This window comes from Pseudoalteromonas amylolytica, from assembly GCF_001854605.1.
GTDB lineage: Bacteria > Pseudomonadota > Gammaproteobacteria > Enterobacterales > Alteromonadaceae > Pseudoalteromonas > Pseudoalteromonas amylolytica.
The window spans coordinates 63,459-83,039 of sequence record NZ_MKJU01000006.1 but is presented as its reverse complement, the minus strand read 5'-3'; the positions used below and the strand labels follow the sequence as shown (position 1 = coordinate 83,039).

The following is a 19,581-nucleotide window of genomic DNA, read 5'->3' as shown; positions in this document are numbered from 1 at the left end:
GCGACATACGCTTTACCTAGTACGTCACTAGTACGGAATATAAGTTCATGTAGTGTCTCCATATTTAGGAAAACTGTCACCTGCCATATCTACTAGGTATGTGGTTTTAGACCCGCTTGGTTTGACCAAAAAACAGTTATTTAAAAGGCTCAAAAGCGCAACCTAAATCACAGTTAACTAACTGATTAGTAAATTTAAATAAAAATTAGAAGCGAATTTATAGAGGCTTGCAAAAAAGGTGTTGAGCACCTTGAGAAGGTGGCTGGATTTACCAGATAAAAGGAACAAGTCGTCAAGCACAAGCACGTAACATGACACCCTGTTCCTTTGGATTGAATACCGGCTTCCCTGCCGGTTATGACATTAACTCAGTTTGATTATTTAGATTTAGTTCGTGAACCTCTCGTTACCACTGTATTTCAACTAGCTCTGACTGTTCGTCAAGGCCAACCACGTTGTGACTCAGTGTTACAATTTCATCGATGATTTGCGCTAGGTGCATCACATCAGGGTGATTAAATACTTCCACCAATGGTAACTCTATGGCGAATACTTCTCGCACCATACCCACAAAGCGTGTTGCATTAAGTGAGTGTCCACCGAGTGCAAAGAAGTCATCGTGACGACCGACCTGCTCTACGTTCAAGATATCAGCAAATATTGATGCAACCGCATGCTCTGTTTCAGAAGCCGGCTCAACATAGTTTTGCACGCCCATAACATCGGGTTTAGGTAATGCTTTTCTATCTACCTTACCGTTAATACTTAATGGCATGTTATCTAAGTGAACAATCGCACTCGGTACCATGTAGTTTGGCAATGACTGTCCTAAACGCGCCTTAAGCTCCACTAACCAGTCATTGTGTACCATGGCCTCACGGTAAGTGGTTACATAAGCCACCAGCTGCGCTTCACCTTTGTCATCTTTTAACATCATGACCAACGCGCTGTTTATTTCTGACTGCTTCATCAGCACTTGCTCAATTTCAGCTGGCTCAACACGATAGCCGCGTACTTTAATCTGCTGATCAGTTCGGCCCATATAGTACAGTTGTCCCAATTCATCGTAGCGCACTAAGTCACCCGTTCTGTACAATCGCTCCGTCACACCATTTGCAAAACTCTTCTCAACAAAGCGCTCGGCTGTCAGGTCTGGACGGTTCAGGTACCCCTTCGCGACACCATTGCCTGCGATATACAGCTCACCCACGCAACCAACCGGCACCACCTCTTGCTCTGGCGACAATACATATAGGCGGGTATTTGGCATTGCACGACCAATTGGCAGTACCTCAATATCATCATTGAGTAATTCACTCACATTGGCGATGGTACAACCCACCACGCTTTCCGACGGACCGTAGTGATTGTAAATCTCACTTTGTGGGAAGAAACTTTGTAGTTTTCTCGCATCACTTGGTGCAAAACTTTCTCCACCAATGACAAACACATGGCGCGCTTTGCTGACAAAAGATGGCTCCATCAGCGCCAACATGGCATTGACGTGCATTGGTGTCATTCGCATTAAGTACTGTTGCTCATCACCACAGGTCAAGGCACGGTGCAACCCAGAGATCTCCTCATCCATTGCACTAAGATGGACGGTGCCACCTGCCAACAATGGCAGATACAAACTCGGCACAGTGAGGTCAAAGGCATGTGAAGTGACCACCAATGACCCCGTCAAGTCGCTGTTGTAGTACAAATCTAGACCGGTTTGGCAGTAATCCATCAGGCCTTGGTGGTGGATCTCAACCCCTTTTGGCTCACCCGTTGAACCTGAGGTATAAATCACATATACGCTGTCTTGAGCGCTTGCGGCACCCGCTAATTGCTCCGTTGGCACAACATGCGCCAACCAATCAGCACTGAGAGCGTCATCAACGAGCATCACATCTACACCGCAAGTTGCCGTTTGTTCAGTAAAATCGCTAACCGATACCATCAGTTTTAACTCGGAACTGGCGACGATTTTCTCTACACGTTGCTGGGTATTTTTCAAATCAATTGGTACATATACCAGTCCTGAGTTCATAGCAGCTAACAAGGTAACCATTAACTGTGGACAACGTGGCATATATAAACCAATGCGGTCGCCTTTGCGTAAACCTTGCGACTCAAAGTACGCGCTCATGCGGGTCGCTTTGTCTACCAATTGTTGATAGCTCAATTTTTCCTCACCCGCTTGCACCGCAATCGCATCCGGTGTTTTGCTAGCCTGTGCGAAGATACCTTGGTGAACAGTGGCGCTTTGATCGTCCTGACGTGCGGTGTCATTCCAATGGGCCAACTGCTGTGCCATCTCGTCTTGACTCATCAGTGCTGCAAATGAAATCGCGTTACTTGGCGTTTGCACAATGCTGTCAATAATGCGCTGACTGTATTGCAACATACGTTCAGCCATGGCTTCACCAAAGGTGTCCTGATCGATATCCAGCGTTAGATTAAAGGTGTCTTGGGCAATCTGTTTTACTTTTGAGTAAGTCACACTTATCAAATAGTTTTGCTCAAGTGACCCCTGTGCGCCCATAACCTCAATATCATCCGCTAGATTTTCATACACATGGAAATCTACATAGTTAAATAACGATGATGAGAAATCCAAACCGGCATCTTTTTGCATCACGCTCAGTGGCAAAGTACGTTTTGACGCATCTTGTGACACTTGCGCATCCACCTGTTTGATCAGCGCCTGCCAACTGTGATCCTCCAGACTTGTTACAAATGGCAGTGAATTTAAGAACAAGCCCAGGGTTTTGTCCGCACCTTCGTATTCTGGTCGACAGTTAGCGACAACCGACGTCACCACGTCTTTATTACCATTGACTAGTGCCAGCAATACCACATGTGTGGTCAGTAGAATACTTCTCTCCTGCACACCCAGTTGTTTTGCTAAGTCACGAATTTTTTGGCTCGACTCAGGGCTCACATCTAGCACCTGACGCGATTTACCCGTCAATGTTTTACCTGCCCACCAAGGCAACTGCGCATCTTCGAGTTTGCTGCGCCAATAATCTCTCACCTCTTGTGATTGCATGGCTGCTTGTTCTTGGTGTACCAAATATTTGTAAGGCAGCACGACCTCTTCGCTCGCTTGATAAGTGCCCTCTCTGCGCGCAATGTACTCATTGAACAACTGAGTATTCAGTGTCGCGATACTCCAACCATCAAATAATGCGTGATGGAAGCTAATCGTATACTGGAAGCACTCGGCATCTAACTGGTGAATATAGATACGCCACAATGGCTTAGTAAAATCGAACGGCGAGTTTTTCTCTTCTTCGATCCATTGTGTTAAATGCGCATTTTGCTGCTGCTCGGTCAACGCCATCAGCGACATAACCACCGGCTCTACGTCGAGTTGTTTGTACACCAACTGAGTCGGCGCATGAGAGTCCATCACAAACAATGTACGTAGAATTTGATGGCGCTGTGCTAATGAAGTCACCGCCTGCGCAAATGTTTGAGCATCAAATGCCGACTTAATCTTAAAACTCATAACATCATGGTAAATACCCTGACCGCCCGCTAACAGGTTATGAAATACCATACCTTGTTGTAACTGAGTCATCGGATAAGCATCTTCAATACGCTCAAAGTCAGCTTGCTCACGTAACTTGGCATATTCCTGCTCCTCTAACATTGAGAATGCAGGTACTTCTGGCAGCGATGTTACCTCTTCAAGCGCAACCACGGGCGCCAATTGCTTGATGGTTGGGTTCTCAAATAGCGCGCCAATTGAGACCGAGTAACCCGACTCTTTCATCTTAGCAACCAGACTAATCGCACGGATTGAGTCACCGCCGAGCGCAAAGAAGTTATCGCTAATTCCCACCCGTGCTACTTTTAGTACCTGTTGCCAAATATCAGCCAATGCCACTTCCACCGCTGTTTCCGGCGCTTGATAATCTTCAACTGATGCTGAGAAATCGGCCTCTGGCAGTGCTTTTCTATTCACTTTGCCATTGATAGTCAGTGGGATCTTATCAATCACCACGAAAGCTGCTGGCACCATATGCGGCGCTAAGTTTTGCGAGATGCTTGCTTTTAGCTCAGCAACCGCTTGCAGCTCATCTTGACCCTCTGTTAACACTAAATAAGCCACTAAGCGTTTATCATGCGATTCACCCTGCGTTAGCACCAATACTTCATTCACGCTTTGGTGGTCGCGGATTTGATGCTCAATCTCACCTAGCTCAATCCTAAAGCCACGGATCTTCACCTGATCGTCAATACGTCCTAGATAAACCAGCTCGCCCGTATCAATGCGTTTAACTAAATCCCCAGTGCGATATAAACGCTCACTAGGCTTAAATGGATTGTCGATGAAGGCACGTTCAGTTAAGTCATCGCGATTCAAATAACCACGTGTAACACCATCACCGCCCACATATAGTTCTCCCGGTACACCAATGGCCACAAACTGCTGATCTTGGTCAAGTACGTATGACGATAAGTCCAGTAACGGGAAGCCAATCATGCTGCCTTGTTCACTCATCACATGCTCTTTGGTTACACGCTTGTAAGTCACGTGAACAGTTGTCTCGGTAATACCGTACATGTTGATAAGCTGAGGTGCGTCGTCACCATGACGTGCTATCCAAGGCTTTAAGCTGGCAAAGTTTAATGCCGCACCGCCGAATACCACATAACGTAACGAATCATGTGAGTCTAGTTGATCCTGCTGACTAAACAGCTCAAAAGCCGCGGGGGTTTGGCTTAATACAGTCACCTGTTGCTCGTTAACTAACGCACTGAAACGCTCCGTTTCTTTAGCAACCTCTTTTGGTACAACGACCAACTTCGCGCCATAAAATAATGCGCCCCAAATCTCCCACACCGAGAAGTCGAATGAAATTGAGTGGAATAAACTCCATACATCCGTTTGTTTAAAGTCAAAATGTTCATCTGATGAGCTAAATAAACGTAATACGTTACGGTGCTCAACCAGTACCCCTTTGGGTTTCCCCGTTGAACCCGAGGTATAAATCACATAGGCCAGATCTCCAACCGACACATTCGCTTCTTCGGCGCTGATGTTGTCCTTGCGGAAGCCTTCATAGCGCTCAGGTTCATCCACCAATACCAGCAACTGCTGATCCGTCGGAATAGTTTCTTGCAAATGTGATTGAGTCAGTACAATGCGAATATCACTGTCTTCAAGCATGTATTCAATACGCGAATCAGGATAATCTGGGTCAAGTGGCACATAAGCCGCGCCTGATTTAAGAATTGCCAAGATCCCCACAATCATTTCTAGCGAGCGCTCTGCGTATAAACCCACCAGTTCATCCGCTTCAACGCCTTGTGTCATCAAGTAATGTGCAATCTGGTTAGCACGCTCGTTCAACTGGCTGTACGTCAATTGTTGGTCATCACACACTAGCGCCACTGCGTCAGGGTATTGCGCCACCTGAGCCTCAAATTGCTCGTGAATACAACGTGTTACTTCGTAGCTGCTGTGCTGCTCACCCATGCTTAATAACTGTGTTTGCTCTTGCTCTGTTAACAATTCAACCTGAGTTAACTGCTCACACTGTGGCAACTGCAATAGGATTTGAATGTAATGTTCAAGTACACGCTCTACCGTGCTTTGAGCAAACTGCTCTTTATAGTAACTACAACGCACAATCAAGGTCTCGCTCAGACCAGCGTTGATGGTAAGCTTGTATTCATTTTCCTCGAAAGCATCCACCGACTCAACAGCAATACTCGCTTCTTTCTCGGCGCTAACCGCTGCATCCAACGGGTAGTTTTCGAATGAGAAGATACTGTCAAATAGTTGATAGCCACCTTCTACTTCGCTGTAAGACTGAATTTCATTCAGTGGCACGTAACAGTGTTCATTTGCCTCTTGGAAGTTGGCGTGCATTGCTTGCAATTGCGCTTTGATTGACTGCTTATTATCAAGGTTTAGCACCACTGGAATGTTATTGATAAACAAGCCAACCATTTGTTCTACATCCAGTAATTCTCCAGGGCGACCCGATACGATAGAGCCAAACACAACTTGATCTTCATTGCTGTAGCGATGTAACAAGTAACCCCAAGCAAACTGCAGTAAAGTGTTAACAGTTACTTGTGCACTGGCTGCAAAGTCTTTTAAACGTTCCGTTTGTTCTTTTGACAATAACTGACGTTGCACATGATGGCCGGTTTCTCCATCGGTTGGTAATTTATCAATGTTCAGTGGGGTTGGGTTATCAATATGCCCCAACTGACTACGCCAATATTGCTGCGCATCGCTTTGTGAACGCTCACCTAACCAAGCTATGTATGACTCATAATCACCACTTGGTGTAGTCACTAATGCTTTGCCTTGCATCAGGCACTCATAGCTTTCAACCACAGCGCCGTAAACAATCGGCAAGCTCCAGCCATCCAATAAAATGTGGTGGTGAGTCCAAAGTAAACGATACTTGTCATCCGCTAACTGGAATATCACAACTCGCATCATAGGCGCGCTGTTGGCTAAATCGAACCCTTGCTGACGGTCTTGTCTTCTATATTCATCAAAGCGCTGTAATTGCTGCTGCTCATTTAGCGCACGTAGGTCCTCAACATGCCACGGTAATGTCGCCTGTTTCACCACCAACTGATGCAATGATTCGCCAGAGCCGACAAAAACAGTTCTGAACACGTCAAAACGGTCAATCACTGACTGCCAAGCCTGTTGGAAGTAGGCAAGGTTGATCTCACCTGTAAACACAAAGTCACTCTGCGTTAGATAAGCATCATTTTTTACCAAGCTTTGGAACATCATGCCTTTTTGCATTGAGGTTGCAGGATACAACTTTGCAATATCATGCTGCTGTTGTAGTACATCCAGCTCTTTTTGCGTCATAGATGCCAATGGGAAATCTGATGGCGTATATTGTTGTTTAACAACCTTACAATGTGCCACCAATTCTATTAATGCTTGCTCTAACAAGTTACCTAGCGACTGAATGTTGTCAGCTTTGAAGCGATTTTCACTGTAATCCAGAGCCACAGACAAGCGACCTTCACTGACAAGCGAGTTAATACCCAATAGATACTCTCGCTGATGTTTGTCACTGACGGCTTTGCCAAGGTTGCCCTCGGCAAATGCAAAGCCGCTGTCATTATCCACCGCTTGATCGAACTGACCTAGGTAGTTGAACAGGATTTGAGGGTTATACTGGCTCGCTAACTTAGGGTTGCGCTGTGCCCAATAGCCAAAACCTATGCCATTGTTTGGTACTGCACGATAACGCTCTTTAATGTCTTTGATAGTTGTGCCTATTTCTACGTCGGCACAGTTTAGTACCAGCGGATAGATGCTGGTAAACCAACCTACCGTTTGGCTGGTATCAATGTCATCAAATAACGGTTCGCGACCATGACTTTCTAACATCACTGAAACATTATCGACCGCTTGCCACTGATGTAGCGCCTGTGCCAATGCCGACAATAGTAATTCATTGATGGTGGTGTTATAGCTGCTAGGACACTCTTTTAGTAACGCTTGCGTGTCTTTTTCATTCAGCTCAAAGTGCCACATTTGTGTTGAGGCTTGCGTATTGTCACCTAGCTGTTCAAAATCGCTCTCAATGCTATCAGTTGGCTGTGACAGTGCCCAGATGTCTTGTGCTGCGTCTTGATAGTTCGCCAGTGCCTCAGTCCACTGTTGATAGCTTGAAGTTTTCGCACCCAAAGTAATGTCATGGCCTTGACTCAGTTGGCCATAAGCTTGCATTAAGTCTTGTAGCAGTACACGCCAAGACATACCATCAATGATCAGGTGGTGCGCTACAAATAACACGTATTGTGTGTCTTTTGAGTTCAACAATACCGCACGAACCAACGGGTCGCCCATCAAAGCAAAGTTACTTTGGTATTGTTCACCTACTTGTTCAATAAATTTTGCATGTTGTTCAACATCTTCTGGTAAATCCAGCGCCATACAACAAGCATCAATTTGTTGCTCTGTGAATGTTTGATACTGAGCATGCCACTGCCCTTGCTCATCTTGTTTAAAGCCTAAACGCATCGCATCGTGTCGAGTGACCATGGCATTGACGATACGAGTCAGCATCGCGTGATTCAGACCGCTCGGTACAGACAGCAATACAGCTTGGTTGAAGTAATGATGATCAACCTGAGTGTTATCTAAGTACGATTGTTGAATTGGCAGCAATGGCGCATTGCCAGTTAAAGCCTCTTGCGTAGCTTTTACTTCTTGCGGCGCTTGCTCTGCCAAGTCAGCGGTAAGCTTTTCTATCGTTTGTAGCTTTAGTAACCCTTTGGTAGTGATGTTGATACCTTTTTGGTTTGCTCTGGCGACCGCTTGAATAGACAGAATTGAGTCACCGCCTAGCTCAAAGAAGCTATCGGTAATGCCTACTTTTTCAACCATCAATAGCTGTTGCCATTGCTCACACAGTAAGGTTTGTAGCTCGTCTGTTGGTGCAACGTAAGCATTACCAGCACTTAAATCAGCAACAGGTAATTTTGCAGCATCTACTTTTCCGTTAGCAGTCAGTGGATAGGTGTCTACCGTCACAACAGTTGCTGGCACCATATAATCTGGGAGCTGATCTTTTGCACCACTTAGCACAGCGCTACTATCAAATGTCTCACCTTCTTTGATCACGTAAGCGACTAAACGCTTTAATTGTGAATGTGGGTCAAGGATCACTAGCGCTGACTTCACGCCTTCTTGCGCTTGGATCACCTGCTCAATTTCACCAAGCTCGATTCGAAAGCCGTTAAATTGAATTTGGTTATCAATCCGGCCTAAAAACTCCAACTTACCGTTTTCTAATAGACGTACATAGTCACCGGTGCGATACAAGCGCTGCACTTTGCCCATGCCTAAGTCGCTTTCAATAAAGCTGCGCGCTGTCAGCTTTTCGTTGTGTAAATAACCTTTTGCCAGCGATGCGCCAGCAATCAATAGTTCGCCTGCCGCGCCACGAGGCACAAGCTGCTGCGTGTTGGGCGCAACCACGTACAGGCTTAGGTTTGCCAATGCACTGCCTATGGTCACGACTTCGTTAGCAACAATACGATCAACCGAGGCACATACGGTGCTCTCAGATGGGCCGTAACCATTGTAAAGTGGGAATTTTTCAGCCCAGCGCCAGGCAAGCGCTGTTTCAATCGCTTCACCTGCCACAATCAGTGCATCAAACTGGTAATCACGTTCAATGTCCATGTGCGTTAGCAGTGATGGTGGCAAGGTAGCATGGGTAACCCCGTTATCAACAAGGTAATCAGCCAATTCCTGCGTTGAGGTACGCGCACTTTCTGGGCAGATATATAAGCTAGAACCCGCCAACAGCGCCATCATCCATTCCCAAGTTGCGGCATCAAAACTGATAGAAGCAAATTGCAACACCCGACTTTGCTCGCTCATTTTGAAGCAATCTAATTGGTTAAAAAATAAGTTCAACGCACCACGGTGCGACAAAGCAACCCCTTTTGGTAGCCCCGTTGAGCCAGAGGTGTAGATCACATAGGCTAAATCATCCGCCTGATTTTGCGGTAATGCACACGCTTGAGTTTCTGTAAGCGTATCAATGCTCATAATCGTGCCAGAAAATTCTGCACCCATTACATTATCAGAGAGGTTCAATAACATGCGCGCTTGACTGTCATTGAGCATGTGCTGCACACGATCGGCAGGATAACTTGGGTCAATCGGCAAGTAAGCCGCACCTGATTTTAATACCCCTAGAATGGCCACCATAAAGTCAACCGAGCGAGCCATGCTCACCGCCACGACATCACCCACTTGTACACCAGCATCCAGCAAGTGATAAGCCACTTGATTCGCTTTGCTATCTAGCTGTGCATAGCTTAACGATTGCGCCTGATCAGTCACGGCTATCGCCGATGGTGTAGATTCAACCCAACGATTAAAGCGCTCTAACACGCAGTGATATTGTGAGTGCCTTGTATCCTCTACCCCCTGTGCTAAGTATTGTAATTCGTCATACTCAAAGTCAGATAGCAGCGCTAAATCATTCAGCGGTTGTGTTTGTGCATTTAACACACAAGCGATAAGTGCTTGGAAGTTAGCCACAAAACGCTTAACAAACGTGTCTGATACACACTGTGTGTTGTAATGAAGCACCACCTCCAAAGAAGATGAATCTGCCATAAACGAAACGCTCAGATCACAACCCTCATCATAGCTGTGTTCGATGCTCGCTTGTTCATAGTAACCACTAAATATGCGAGGCTGACCCACAACACTTGAGCGTTCGTCCTTTTGTAATGCTTCTGCCAATAACCCTGTGGTTAAACTGGCGTTGTTCAACGCGGCGATGCGCTGTTGCTCGTAACCGCTTAAATAATCTTCAAATGATGCGTCGTCCGTCATTTTCATGCGCAGCGCCACACGGTTATCGAAATCATCAGCGCAGTAACCTAAACCACCTTGCAGGTGTTGTGCTACCACGCAATCGTTTACGCCCGAGTACTGATTTAATTGGGCACATAGTGCACTGTGTAACACCGCAAAACGGTCTGTTTGCTTAGCGATTGCAAATGCATCTAATTGCGCCAGTAACCCAGCATCAAGCGTTACACTATGCTGAGCATATTCCACCTCTTTGCTATTAGCTGCGCGCTTGCTAAGCGGTACTTGCCACGCTTGTTCACTAGAGTCTGCAAGCTGTTCCAACCAGTATGTTTGCTGCTGTTCAATCATCTCGTCATTAAGATTCAATAGATTGAATCGAGACATCAGCGCAACCAGTCCTTCTTTATGCTCTACGATGCTTTTTTTCAACTCATCCGTCATCGCGCCTTTTGCGGCACGCGCTTTGAGTTTGTTGTTTTCTAAGTAAAGTAATACGCCTTGTGCTTGTGCTTGTTTTAATACTGTTAATGTCATTTTTCTAATTCCTAATTCTTTATTATTCTTGTCTTGTTAAAACTCTAAAACTTCAATCGACGTATCTTCTGATTGCTGTGTTAACGCCTTTGTCTGCTCGAGTTGCTTGTGTACCTCGGCATAGGCTGCAGTTGGCAGTAGCGATACATCGCTGAGTCGTTGCGCACTGTTGTCCATGAGTGCTGCTAAAATTGCTTGATAGTTTTCAGACATAGTCTTGATAGCCTCAGCATCGAAATGTGGCGTGTGGTAATACACCACCCATTCAAGCTGCTGCTCAGGTATTAACATCAGTGACAGCGGGAACTCAGATTTGTCGAGACTGTCTACCCATTCAACCCAAAGGCTGCTGTCAGGCTGCTTGGTCGGTGCTGTCAGCGGAAAGTTCTCGTATACAAATAAGCTGTTGATCACATCGTTCACTGAGCTTACGCCACCTTGTTTGAGCACTTCGCTCAGTGGCAAGAAGTCGTTTTCAGCAATACCCAGCTGTAACTGCTGACATTGTTGTAATAACGCGATGATGCTCTGCTGCTTATCAAGTTTGATGCGCACCGGCACGGTGTTGATAAACGCACCGACGATTTCTTCAACCCCTTCAAGTGCCGCAGGACGCCCTGATAAGGTGGTCGCAAATACCACATCATCGCTATCGCTATAAATCGATAATGTCAGTGCCCATGCAAGCTGCGCGATGGTATTTACGGTGATGCGATGTTGTTTCGCGAATGTTTGCACTTGGGTTGATAACTCACAGCTAAAGTGACAAGAGAATCTGTCAATGCTCTCTACCTGAGTGGCCTCATTTTGACCGGCTAGTGGCTTACTCATTGGCGCATTGCTTAAACTTTGCTGCCAGAATTGTTTTGCCGCTTGCATGTCTTGGCTGTTTAGCCAACCAACATAGTCAGCAAATGGATGAGCCTCGGGCAGTGTTAGGTCGCTGCCATCAACATAAGCAAGATAGAACTGGGCTAGCTCTTTGAGTACCACACCACGTGACCAACCATCTGAAATACCATGGTGCTCACTGAGCAACATGCGATAGCAATCATCAGAAAGTTTGACAAGATTGATACGCATCAGTGGTGCTTTTGCAATGTCGAAGTTGGTTTGTGCATCTTCTGCTACCAAAGCACGAAACTTCGCTTCTTGTTGCTCTGCGTCCAAGTGTGTCCAATCGTGAGAATGCCAAGGCACCTGCACATACTCTTTCACCGCTTGCACAAATATCCCTTCATCGTTTACATGAAACGCAGTGCGATAGATGCTGTGTCTTTGTACAATGGCTTGCCACGCTGCTTTGAAAGCAACTTCGTCAAGCTCACCTCGTAGCTGGTTAACCAACTGTGATACGTACATGCCTTTGGTGTCACTTACCAAGCTCTCATACATCAAACCCACCTGTGTAGAAGTGGCCGGCATTGCGGTATGAATATCATCGTCCGTAAGCGAAGCTAACAAGCGCTCCGTACTAGCGTGATGTGCCTCATTGGTAAAGTACTGCAACTGAGTTTTAACCTCAGAATTAAAGCGCGGTAGACTCTCTAGCTGTTCACCAACCAACGCCATTTTGCTTTGCCACAGCTCAACCAATGCTTGGATTTTATCCCGTGCGATACGCGTGTGATTAAAGATGATGGAGAAGTTAATTTGTTTATCTAACATTGCTCCAAGAAAATCTATTTCATATAAACGCTGCTGTCTTGGAGACGTCTGTACCCCTGAAGACTCGCTGGCAAAGCTAATGTCACGCTCATCAGCAACATCAAATGTGCCTAGATAGTTAAAGCTCATATGTGGCACTGGCATGTCGCGCAATGCATTGTCAGCCGTGTGGTAGCGTAGCCAGTTGAAGCTCACCCCTTGATTTGGAATAGCCGCCATATGGCGCTTAACCTGCCTGAAGGTATCGCTAAGTTCACCCGAGGCTGCGCCACTTAAACGCACGGGGTAAAGCGAGGTAAACCATCCCACGGTACGGCTTACATCAGGCGTGTTGGCTGGTAAGTTTTCACGACCATGGCCTTCCATCATCAAATACATGCTAGATTGGTCAGCCCACTGTTCATATGCCAACAGCAAAGTGGTTAACAACACTTCATTGATAGACAAGTTACACTTAGCTGGTAGCTGTCGAACGAGCTTTTCTGATAACGCCTTATCGAGCTTAAACTCAATGGATTGCTCTTCTTGGCGGGTGTTTTCAAAACGCGTATCCACAAACGCCAATTCATCGTTGCCATTGCTCTGTTGGTGCAGCTCTAAATACCAACGCACTTCTTCATGACAATCATGGCTATCCAGGTACTCTTCCCATGAGTTGATCCAAGTGTTGTAACTTGCTGTTTTAAGAGCTTTCCCTTCTGGCGCTTGATAGTAGAACATCAAATCTTCAACCAAGATACGCCAAGACACACCATCAATCAGCAGGTGGTGTACAACCAGCAGCAAGCGGTCATTCCCCGTACTCGGATCTGCTAAATAGATGGCTCTAACTAAGGGGCCCTCATCCATGTTGAGTGAACTTTGTAACCCGGTCGCTACACGCTCTAAACGCTCTGCAAATGGGGTGCTGTCGTCTTGCTCAAGCGTGATACGTTCCAGTGCGATGTCGTACTGTTCATCGATTTCACACTGTAGCTCAACTTGGTGTACATCAAAACGTGCACGCAATAAGTCGTGATGCTTGAGCATCGCTTGTAATGCTTTTTCTAAGCGCGCCAAGTCTGGCTTTTGCTTGAACTTTAACATCGTAGATAAGTTCATATGATGTGGATCGCTCAGCGCCAGAGCGTGGAACCAACGTCCAATGGCCGCCGTTTTAATTTCTCCGGTTATGAACTCATCAATATCAACGGTTACTTCATCGATGCCCGCTTTCGCGCTCAGCTCTGTTAAAGATTGCGTTTCAAACAACTGACGCGGCTCAATCGCTATTCCCACGCCTTTGGCACGCGCCACTACTTGAATGGCAATAATTGAGTCACCACCAATGGCAAAGAAGTTATCGTCATAACGCACACGAGATAACGACAACAAGTCGCAGAAAATCTGCGCTAAATGTGTGATCACATCTTTAGGTTCATCGCGACCTGCAACGTAACATGCGTCTGCACTATCGTCTTCGTTAGCATCCGTGATGCGCGTTTCAATGCGTTGTCCAAAATCATCGGTTTTCGGTAATAGACTTAAGGTGTCAGCCGTTGATGCAATCACCTGTGTTGCACGGGCTGCTTGCGTAACATACTGACTGATAAATAAGTTGCTTTGGTCGATACCGATAAGCAAAGTGCTATGCTCTGTACTTAATGCCAAGCGCAGTGCAGCAACGCCTTGCTCTGGTGTCAGCACGTAATAACCTTTAGCGCGAGTTTGTTCGCTGTTTACGTGCTCTGCACTCATGCCCAACTGCTGCCACATACTCCAGTGTAAACACTGTGCTGGATAACCTTGCGCTTTGAGTGAGTGACAAATGGCTTCTAGCTGACTGTTTGCCGCCGCGTATGCTGCGTACTGTGAACCGCCAAAATAGCCATTCACTGAGCCAAAGTGGATTTGTCTGACATCCATGCGCCCTGTCAGCGCTTCGCCGATGGCAATCGCACCTTGCACTTTTGCCTGCATCGAAGCGTTAAGTGCATTGCTGTCTTCATCCGCAATCATGGCTGTACGTAACTGGCCTGCAAGATGTAGTACGCTGCCAATTGGCTTACCCCAACGCTGCTCATAGTCACTGATCACCTGCTTAAGCGCTGCGCTATCTGTGATATCCAAACGCTGGTAGGCAACCCTTGCACCGGTATTTGATAAGTTAGCCAGCTGCAACTGCTGTGCCTCATCCAGTTCACGGCGGCCAACAAGTAACACATCCACCGAGCTATTTTGCGCCATTGCTTGGGTGATCACTTGACCGATGCCACCCATACCACCTGTGATCAAGGTGAAGGTATCTGTGTTAAATGGCTCCGGCAACTGTGTTTGATTGAACTCATCGACCTTGGCCAACTTGTATTCGTAACGTGTGTTATCACGCAAAGCGACCGTCGAATTTGCACTCGTCGCGCGCAGCTCGTTGATTAACTGCGTCGACGTTTCTGATACATCAATATGCGTGCATTTCAGTGCAGGGTACTCTTGACGTAGCGTCGCCAAGAATCCGTGCAGACCACCAAGCTGGGTATTCACAGCTTCACCTGCCACACTAAATGCCTGATGTGTGATCACGTCTAGTCTTGCCAGTTTGTGCTGCGCGTGCTGTACAATGTGCAACAGCTCAGCTAATGCCTGAGCATTGTGCGCATGGTAAATTACGCGCCATGTTTTGGCTGTGCTCAAAGCTTGCTCTAGCTGTGATAACTCATGGATAGCATGTACATTTGCTACCCCCAAGGCATCTGCATTCAGTTGCTCAGCCAGCGCGCCGTCAGCACAAATTAACAGCGTATCCAGCTTGCAGCGATACTCAGCACCGCGTTGTGCGCGTTGCCAGTGTGGACGATAGAACCAAGCGGGTAGATATTGCTCATCCTGCGCCATATCAAATTCAATGATGCGTTGATCAAACTCGCCCGCAGCAAAAGCGCTCGCCAGTTTATTGCGCTGAATTTTACCAATTGATGTACGCGGGAACTCATCCGCTTCAAGTGGAATAAAGTACTGACAAGCCACTTGTAGTTTACGTAAACACGCCTGCTGAATCCGCGCTTTAAGCTCGCTAAGATCAGCCTCTTCGACCTTGTCAGTGGTAAAGAAAATTGCCACTTTGTCGGTATCGTCCGAAGACTTTCTCACCGCACAAGCCGCGGTATGTGCAACCAATACGCCTTCAACCGACTCTACAACTTGTTCAATTTCCTGACCTTGGTAATTATTACCGTTGATAATAATAAGATCTTTGGCACGACCGGTTATCGCCAATTGACCTTGATTGATAACCGCAAGGTCGCCGGTAATAAACCAGCCATCCTCGGTGAAAGAATCAGCGTTGGCTTCTTCATTGTTCAGATATCCCATGGTCACGGGCGCGCCTTTGATTTGTAGCTGACCAACTTGAGATTCTTTTAATACCGTATCATCGCCATCAACCACGCGCATTTGCACACCAGGCACCGCCCCGCCGACTGTGACATAAGGCGTATTGCTTGGTGTGTTTAGTGGATCAAAATCCGTATTTACCGCAACACCAGAGCAGGTTTCAGACATCCCCCATGCAGGGTGCATCGCGTTTGAACGCAGCTGGTAAGGCGCAAGATTTTCTAAGAAGCGTTTAGCTGTTTTTTCAACCACAGCTTCACCACCGTTTAGCACAAAGTGCAAGGCACTCAAGTCCCAACCATAATCAACGTCTGGGTCGATATGCTCGTTCAACAGCGCATAGGCAAAGTTTGGTGCCCACGTGTTGTTAACCTTAAACTGGCTCAAACAATCGACCCACAGCAGTGGCTTTTTCAAAATCACATCAGTGGCACAGTGATATTGGTTAGACCCTAGATAAACATCAAGCAGGTGGTACATCACAATCCCACCCACGTGATCCAATGGCATCCAGTTAAAGCTTGTGGTGTTTTGGTCAAACTGCCCCACTTTGGCCATCGCAGCCGAACGGCTGATCAAGGCATGATGAGTTTGTTGTACCGCCTTAGGTTTACCCGTACTGCCTGAGGTAAGCAGCAATAAGGTCACCGCGTCTGAGTCGGCTTCATGTACTTCACCAGGGGGGTTAGTCAATAACTCGTCTAACGCTAAAGCATGCTTTAGCGTGGTTTGCTCAGCCAACACACCATGATTGCTTTGTTCGCAAATAGCCGCTTTAATATCCAAATCGCTGACACTGCTAATGATTTTTTCAAAATCTTTATCTTCACTGTCATAGCTGTCAGGACAAGCCACTGGCATGGGCACCATACCCGCAACTAAGCATCCCCAAAACGCACGTACGATATCGGCGTTAGTGGCAAGCTGCAGCACCACACGATCTCCAGCTTGCAGTCCCGCACGATGTAAACCATTTGCCACGCGTTTGGCCTTCTCTAGTAGCTCGCCATAGCCGATATGCTGCGTTTCACCTTGCTCATTGAGTACAAAGGTTACACCATGGTCAGTTTGTGCAGCGTTACATAGAAGCTGCGCTAAGTTGCTAGGGAGTGTGTCAAAATCAAGCGCCTCTCCTTTGCTTGTCGCAGGTGTATCATTGCTGTGCTGTGTCTCACTGTCTTGTTGCTGACGAGCCAGTTGTTGCAGTGAGATTGGCTCAGGTGTGCGTAAGTTATTCTCAAGGTAGCCATCTATCCCCATCAATTGTTCGCGGTCAAATAAGGCGATTTCTTCTAACTTAGTGAAGTTAATTGCGCCTTGCATGTTACGCGGCAATTGCGATACGAAGGCCAATGCATGAGGAACTTGATGAGTAGGTAGCGCTTGGCTTAGCTCGTTATATAAACGCTCACCCGAGAGCTGACGGTTGGTTACAATGTAAGCCACCAAACGATAGATGCCATTGCTGTCTTTGCGGTTATAAACCAGGGCATCTTGCACGCCTTGTTGCGCCAATAACTGAGCTCTCACGGCAGCACACTCAACCCAGCGACCATTGTGCCATGCTTGCAACTGATCATGGCGATTACCTGCATAACGCAATAAGCTAATCACGCCATTGTCAATGTAGGCGTCGATACCTGTTGCGTATTGCTCCACCTTGAGTGCGCCGATAGCCCCCTCTGGCAGCACTTCGCCTAATCCATTAACAATGCTCACTTCACCGCTGTAGGCAACCCCTTCATCGCTCAAGATCACGCTTGGCAGGCAATGGGGCATCGACCAAGTAAGATAAACAGGCACGCCCAGCGCGCTTAGGTCTAAATCCGGTTGCGCACCATTGACCAGCACGGCACGCAAGGCATGGGTTGTACGCATTTGGCTCAACGCTTTGGCTGTCGCAGGATTTGCAACTAATACGGTCGCTGCGTCGCTTATCTCATCAACGCTCGTTATAAACTGACACCGCGCGCCAACTTGCATGGCCCATAAGCTAACCAGTAGCGATAACTCTGGGCTCAACTGCGCTTCTAATAACACCGTATCCTGTGCCGTGAGCGGCAAATGTTGCTGCATAAAACTCGCACACTGCTGCCAGTTCAATTTTGCATCTAGTGACTGCCACTGCTGTTGTAGTGATGCGTTGTCTGTCAACGAGCTGATGCACTGTTGCACTGTTGCTGCGCTCAACGCAAAGTTCGCAACTGGCGCAACGACTCCAGCAGCTTGATTGAGTGGGGTGAACAACTCCGCCAGCGGTAAGTCTGATACGGCACTTGTTGTGACGTAATCGACGATAGCGTTGAACGTCGCTGTTAACGCTTCAATCATCGATGCTGAAAATAGGTCCTCTTTGTATGAGAATACCACCTGATGATCATTGAAGTTGCTGGTAAAGAACTCAAAAATCATATCGAATTCAATGGTCTTACGAGCAAGATGAACAGGTTCAACTTGAATATCATCTAGGTTGAGCTCTTCTTTATCAGAGGCATGCAATGCAAATAACACTTGGAAAAGCGGTGAGTGGTGTGCACTACGCTCTAACTGCAAGCTATCTACCACTTCTTCAAAGGGTACGTTTTGGTTGGCAAATGCCTGCAATGACATTGCTTTTACTTGATTTAAATATTCTACGAAGGTGCTGGTACGTTTTGGCTGACTGCGCAGCGCTACGGTATTTGACATCATGCCGATAACACCATCAAACTGCGCGCGTTTACGGTTGGCAACAGGCGTACCCACGGTGAGATCTTCAACACCACTGAAGTAACTCAACGCCAGTTTGAAAGTAGCGACCAATACCATAAAGAAACTCGCTTGATGGTCGTTCGCCAACTGTTTTAAGCCCTCTATTTGTTGGTCACTCAATTGGAACAGGTGTGATTGAGCGTTCAACGTTAGCTGTGAGCTGCGTGGCACAATGGTCGGCATTGGCAAATGCTCTGGTGCACCGTGTAACTGTTTTTTCCAGTAAAGGCGCTGCTGGTCGGCACTGCTGCTCTGTAACCAATCTTTTTCCCACGCCACAAAATCTCTGAACTGGCACGCATTGGCCTGAACATCTTCACGTTGACCACCTAAATATGCAAAGTAGTTTTCGTTTAATTGCTCCTCAATCAACCCAAGTGACCAACCATCCGCTAGGATGTGGTGGATCACAAACATAATGATGTGAGAACCATCAGCCAAAGGCACACAATCCACGCTAAATAGCGGTAGTTTATCTAGCGCAAAAGCCACATCACTTTGCTTGGCAACAAAGGCTTCAACCTGTTCTCGGTCTTTAACGAAGTCCAGCGCCAGCGGTGCCAACATATTCACTTCTACTTGATAGTGTGGCTCTACCACCTGTAGTGGGGTGTCTCCCCCTTTGTAATACGTTCTAAACATCTCATTGCGGTTGACCAACTGCTGGATAGACCAACGAAATGCGTCTGGGTTAAAGTCGCCCACAAAGCGCAATGCTGACACAATATTGTAGGCATTATCGCCGTGGTTTAACTGCTCAAATAGCCACATTCTTTGTTGTGCATTGGATAAATCAAACTCACGTGCAACCGGTGCAATTGTTTCTTTTTTAGTCGTTTTTTGGCTATTTTGAAGCTTTTTAAGCAAAAGCTCCCGCTGCTCGGGTGATAGCTTCGCCAACCGAGCTTTTAAATTTGCTGTTGTCATGG

2 protein-coding genes are annotated in these 19,581 nt (G+C 46.8%); both read right to left on the bottom strand.

Annotated elements, in window-relative coordinates; translation table 11 throughout:
• Nucleotides 1-406 precede the first annotated feature (406 nt).
• Complete coding sequence (locus tag BET10_RS01915) at nt 407-10,864, bottom strand: non-ribosomal peptide synthetase (RefSeq protein ID WP_070983138.1); 10,458 nt, start codon at nt 10,862-10,864, stop codon at nt 407-409.
• 36 nt (nt 10,865-10,900) lie between these two features.
• On the bottom strand, nt 10,901-19,579 hold the full coding sequence (locus BET10_RS01910; protein WP_070983137.1) for an SDR family NAD(P)-dependent oxidoreductase: 8,679 nt from the start codon (nt 19,577-19,579) through the stop codon (nt 10,901-10,903).
• Between the last annotated feature and the right edge of the window lie 2 nt (nt 19,580-19,581).

Bases quoted from the DNA above. Each gene is read 5' to 3' on its own strand.
- BET10_RS01910 (WP_070983137.1), bottom strand. From the start codon at position 19,579: ATGACAACAGCAAATTTAAAAGCTCGGTTGGCGAAGCTATCACCCGAG.
- BET10_RS01915 (WP_070983138.1), bottom strand. From the start codon at position 10,864: ATGACATTAACAGTATTAAAACAAGCACAAGCACAAGGCGTATTACTT.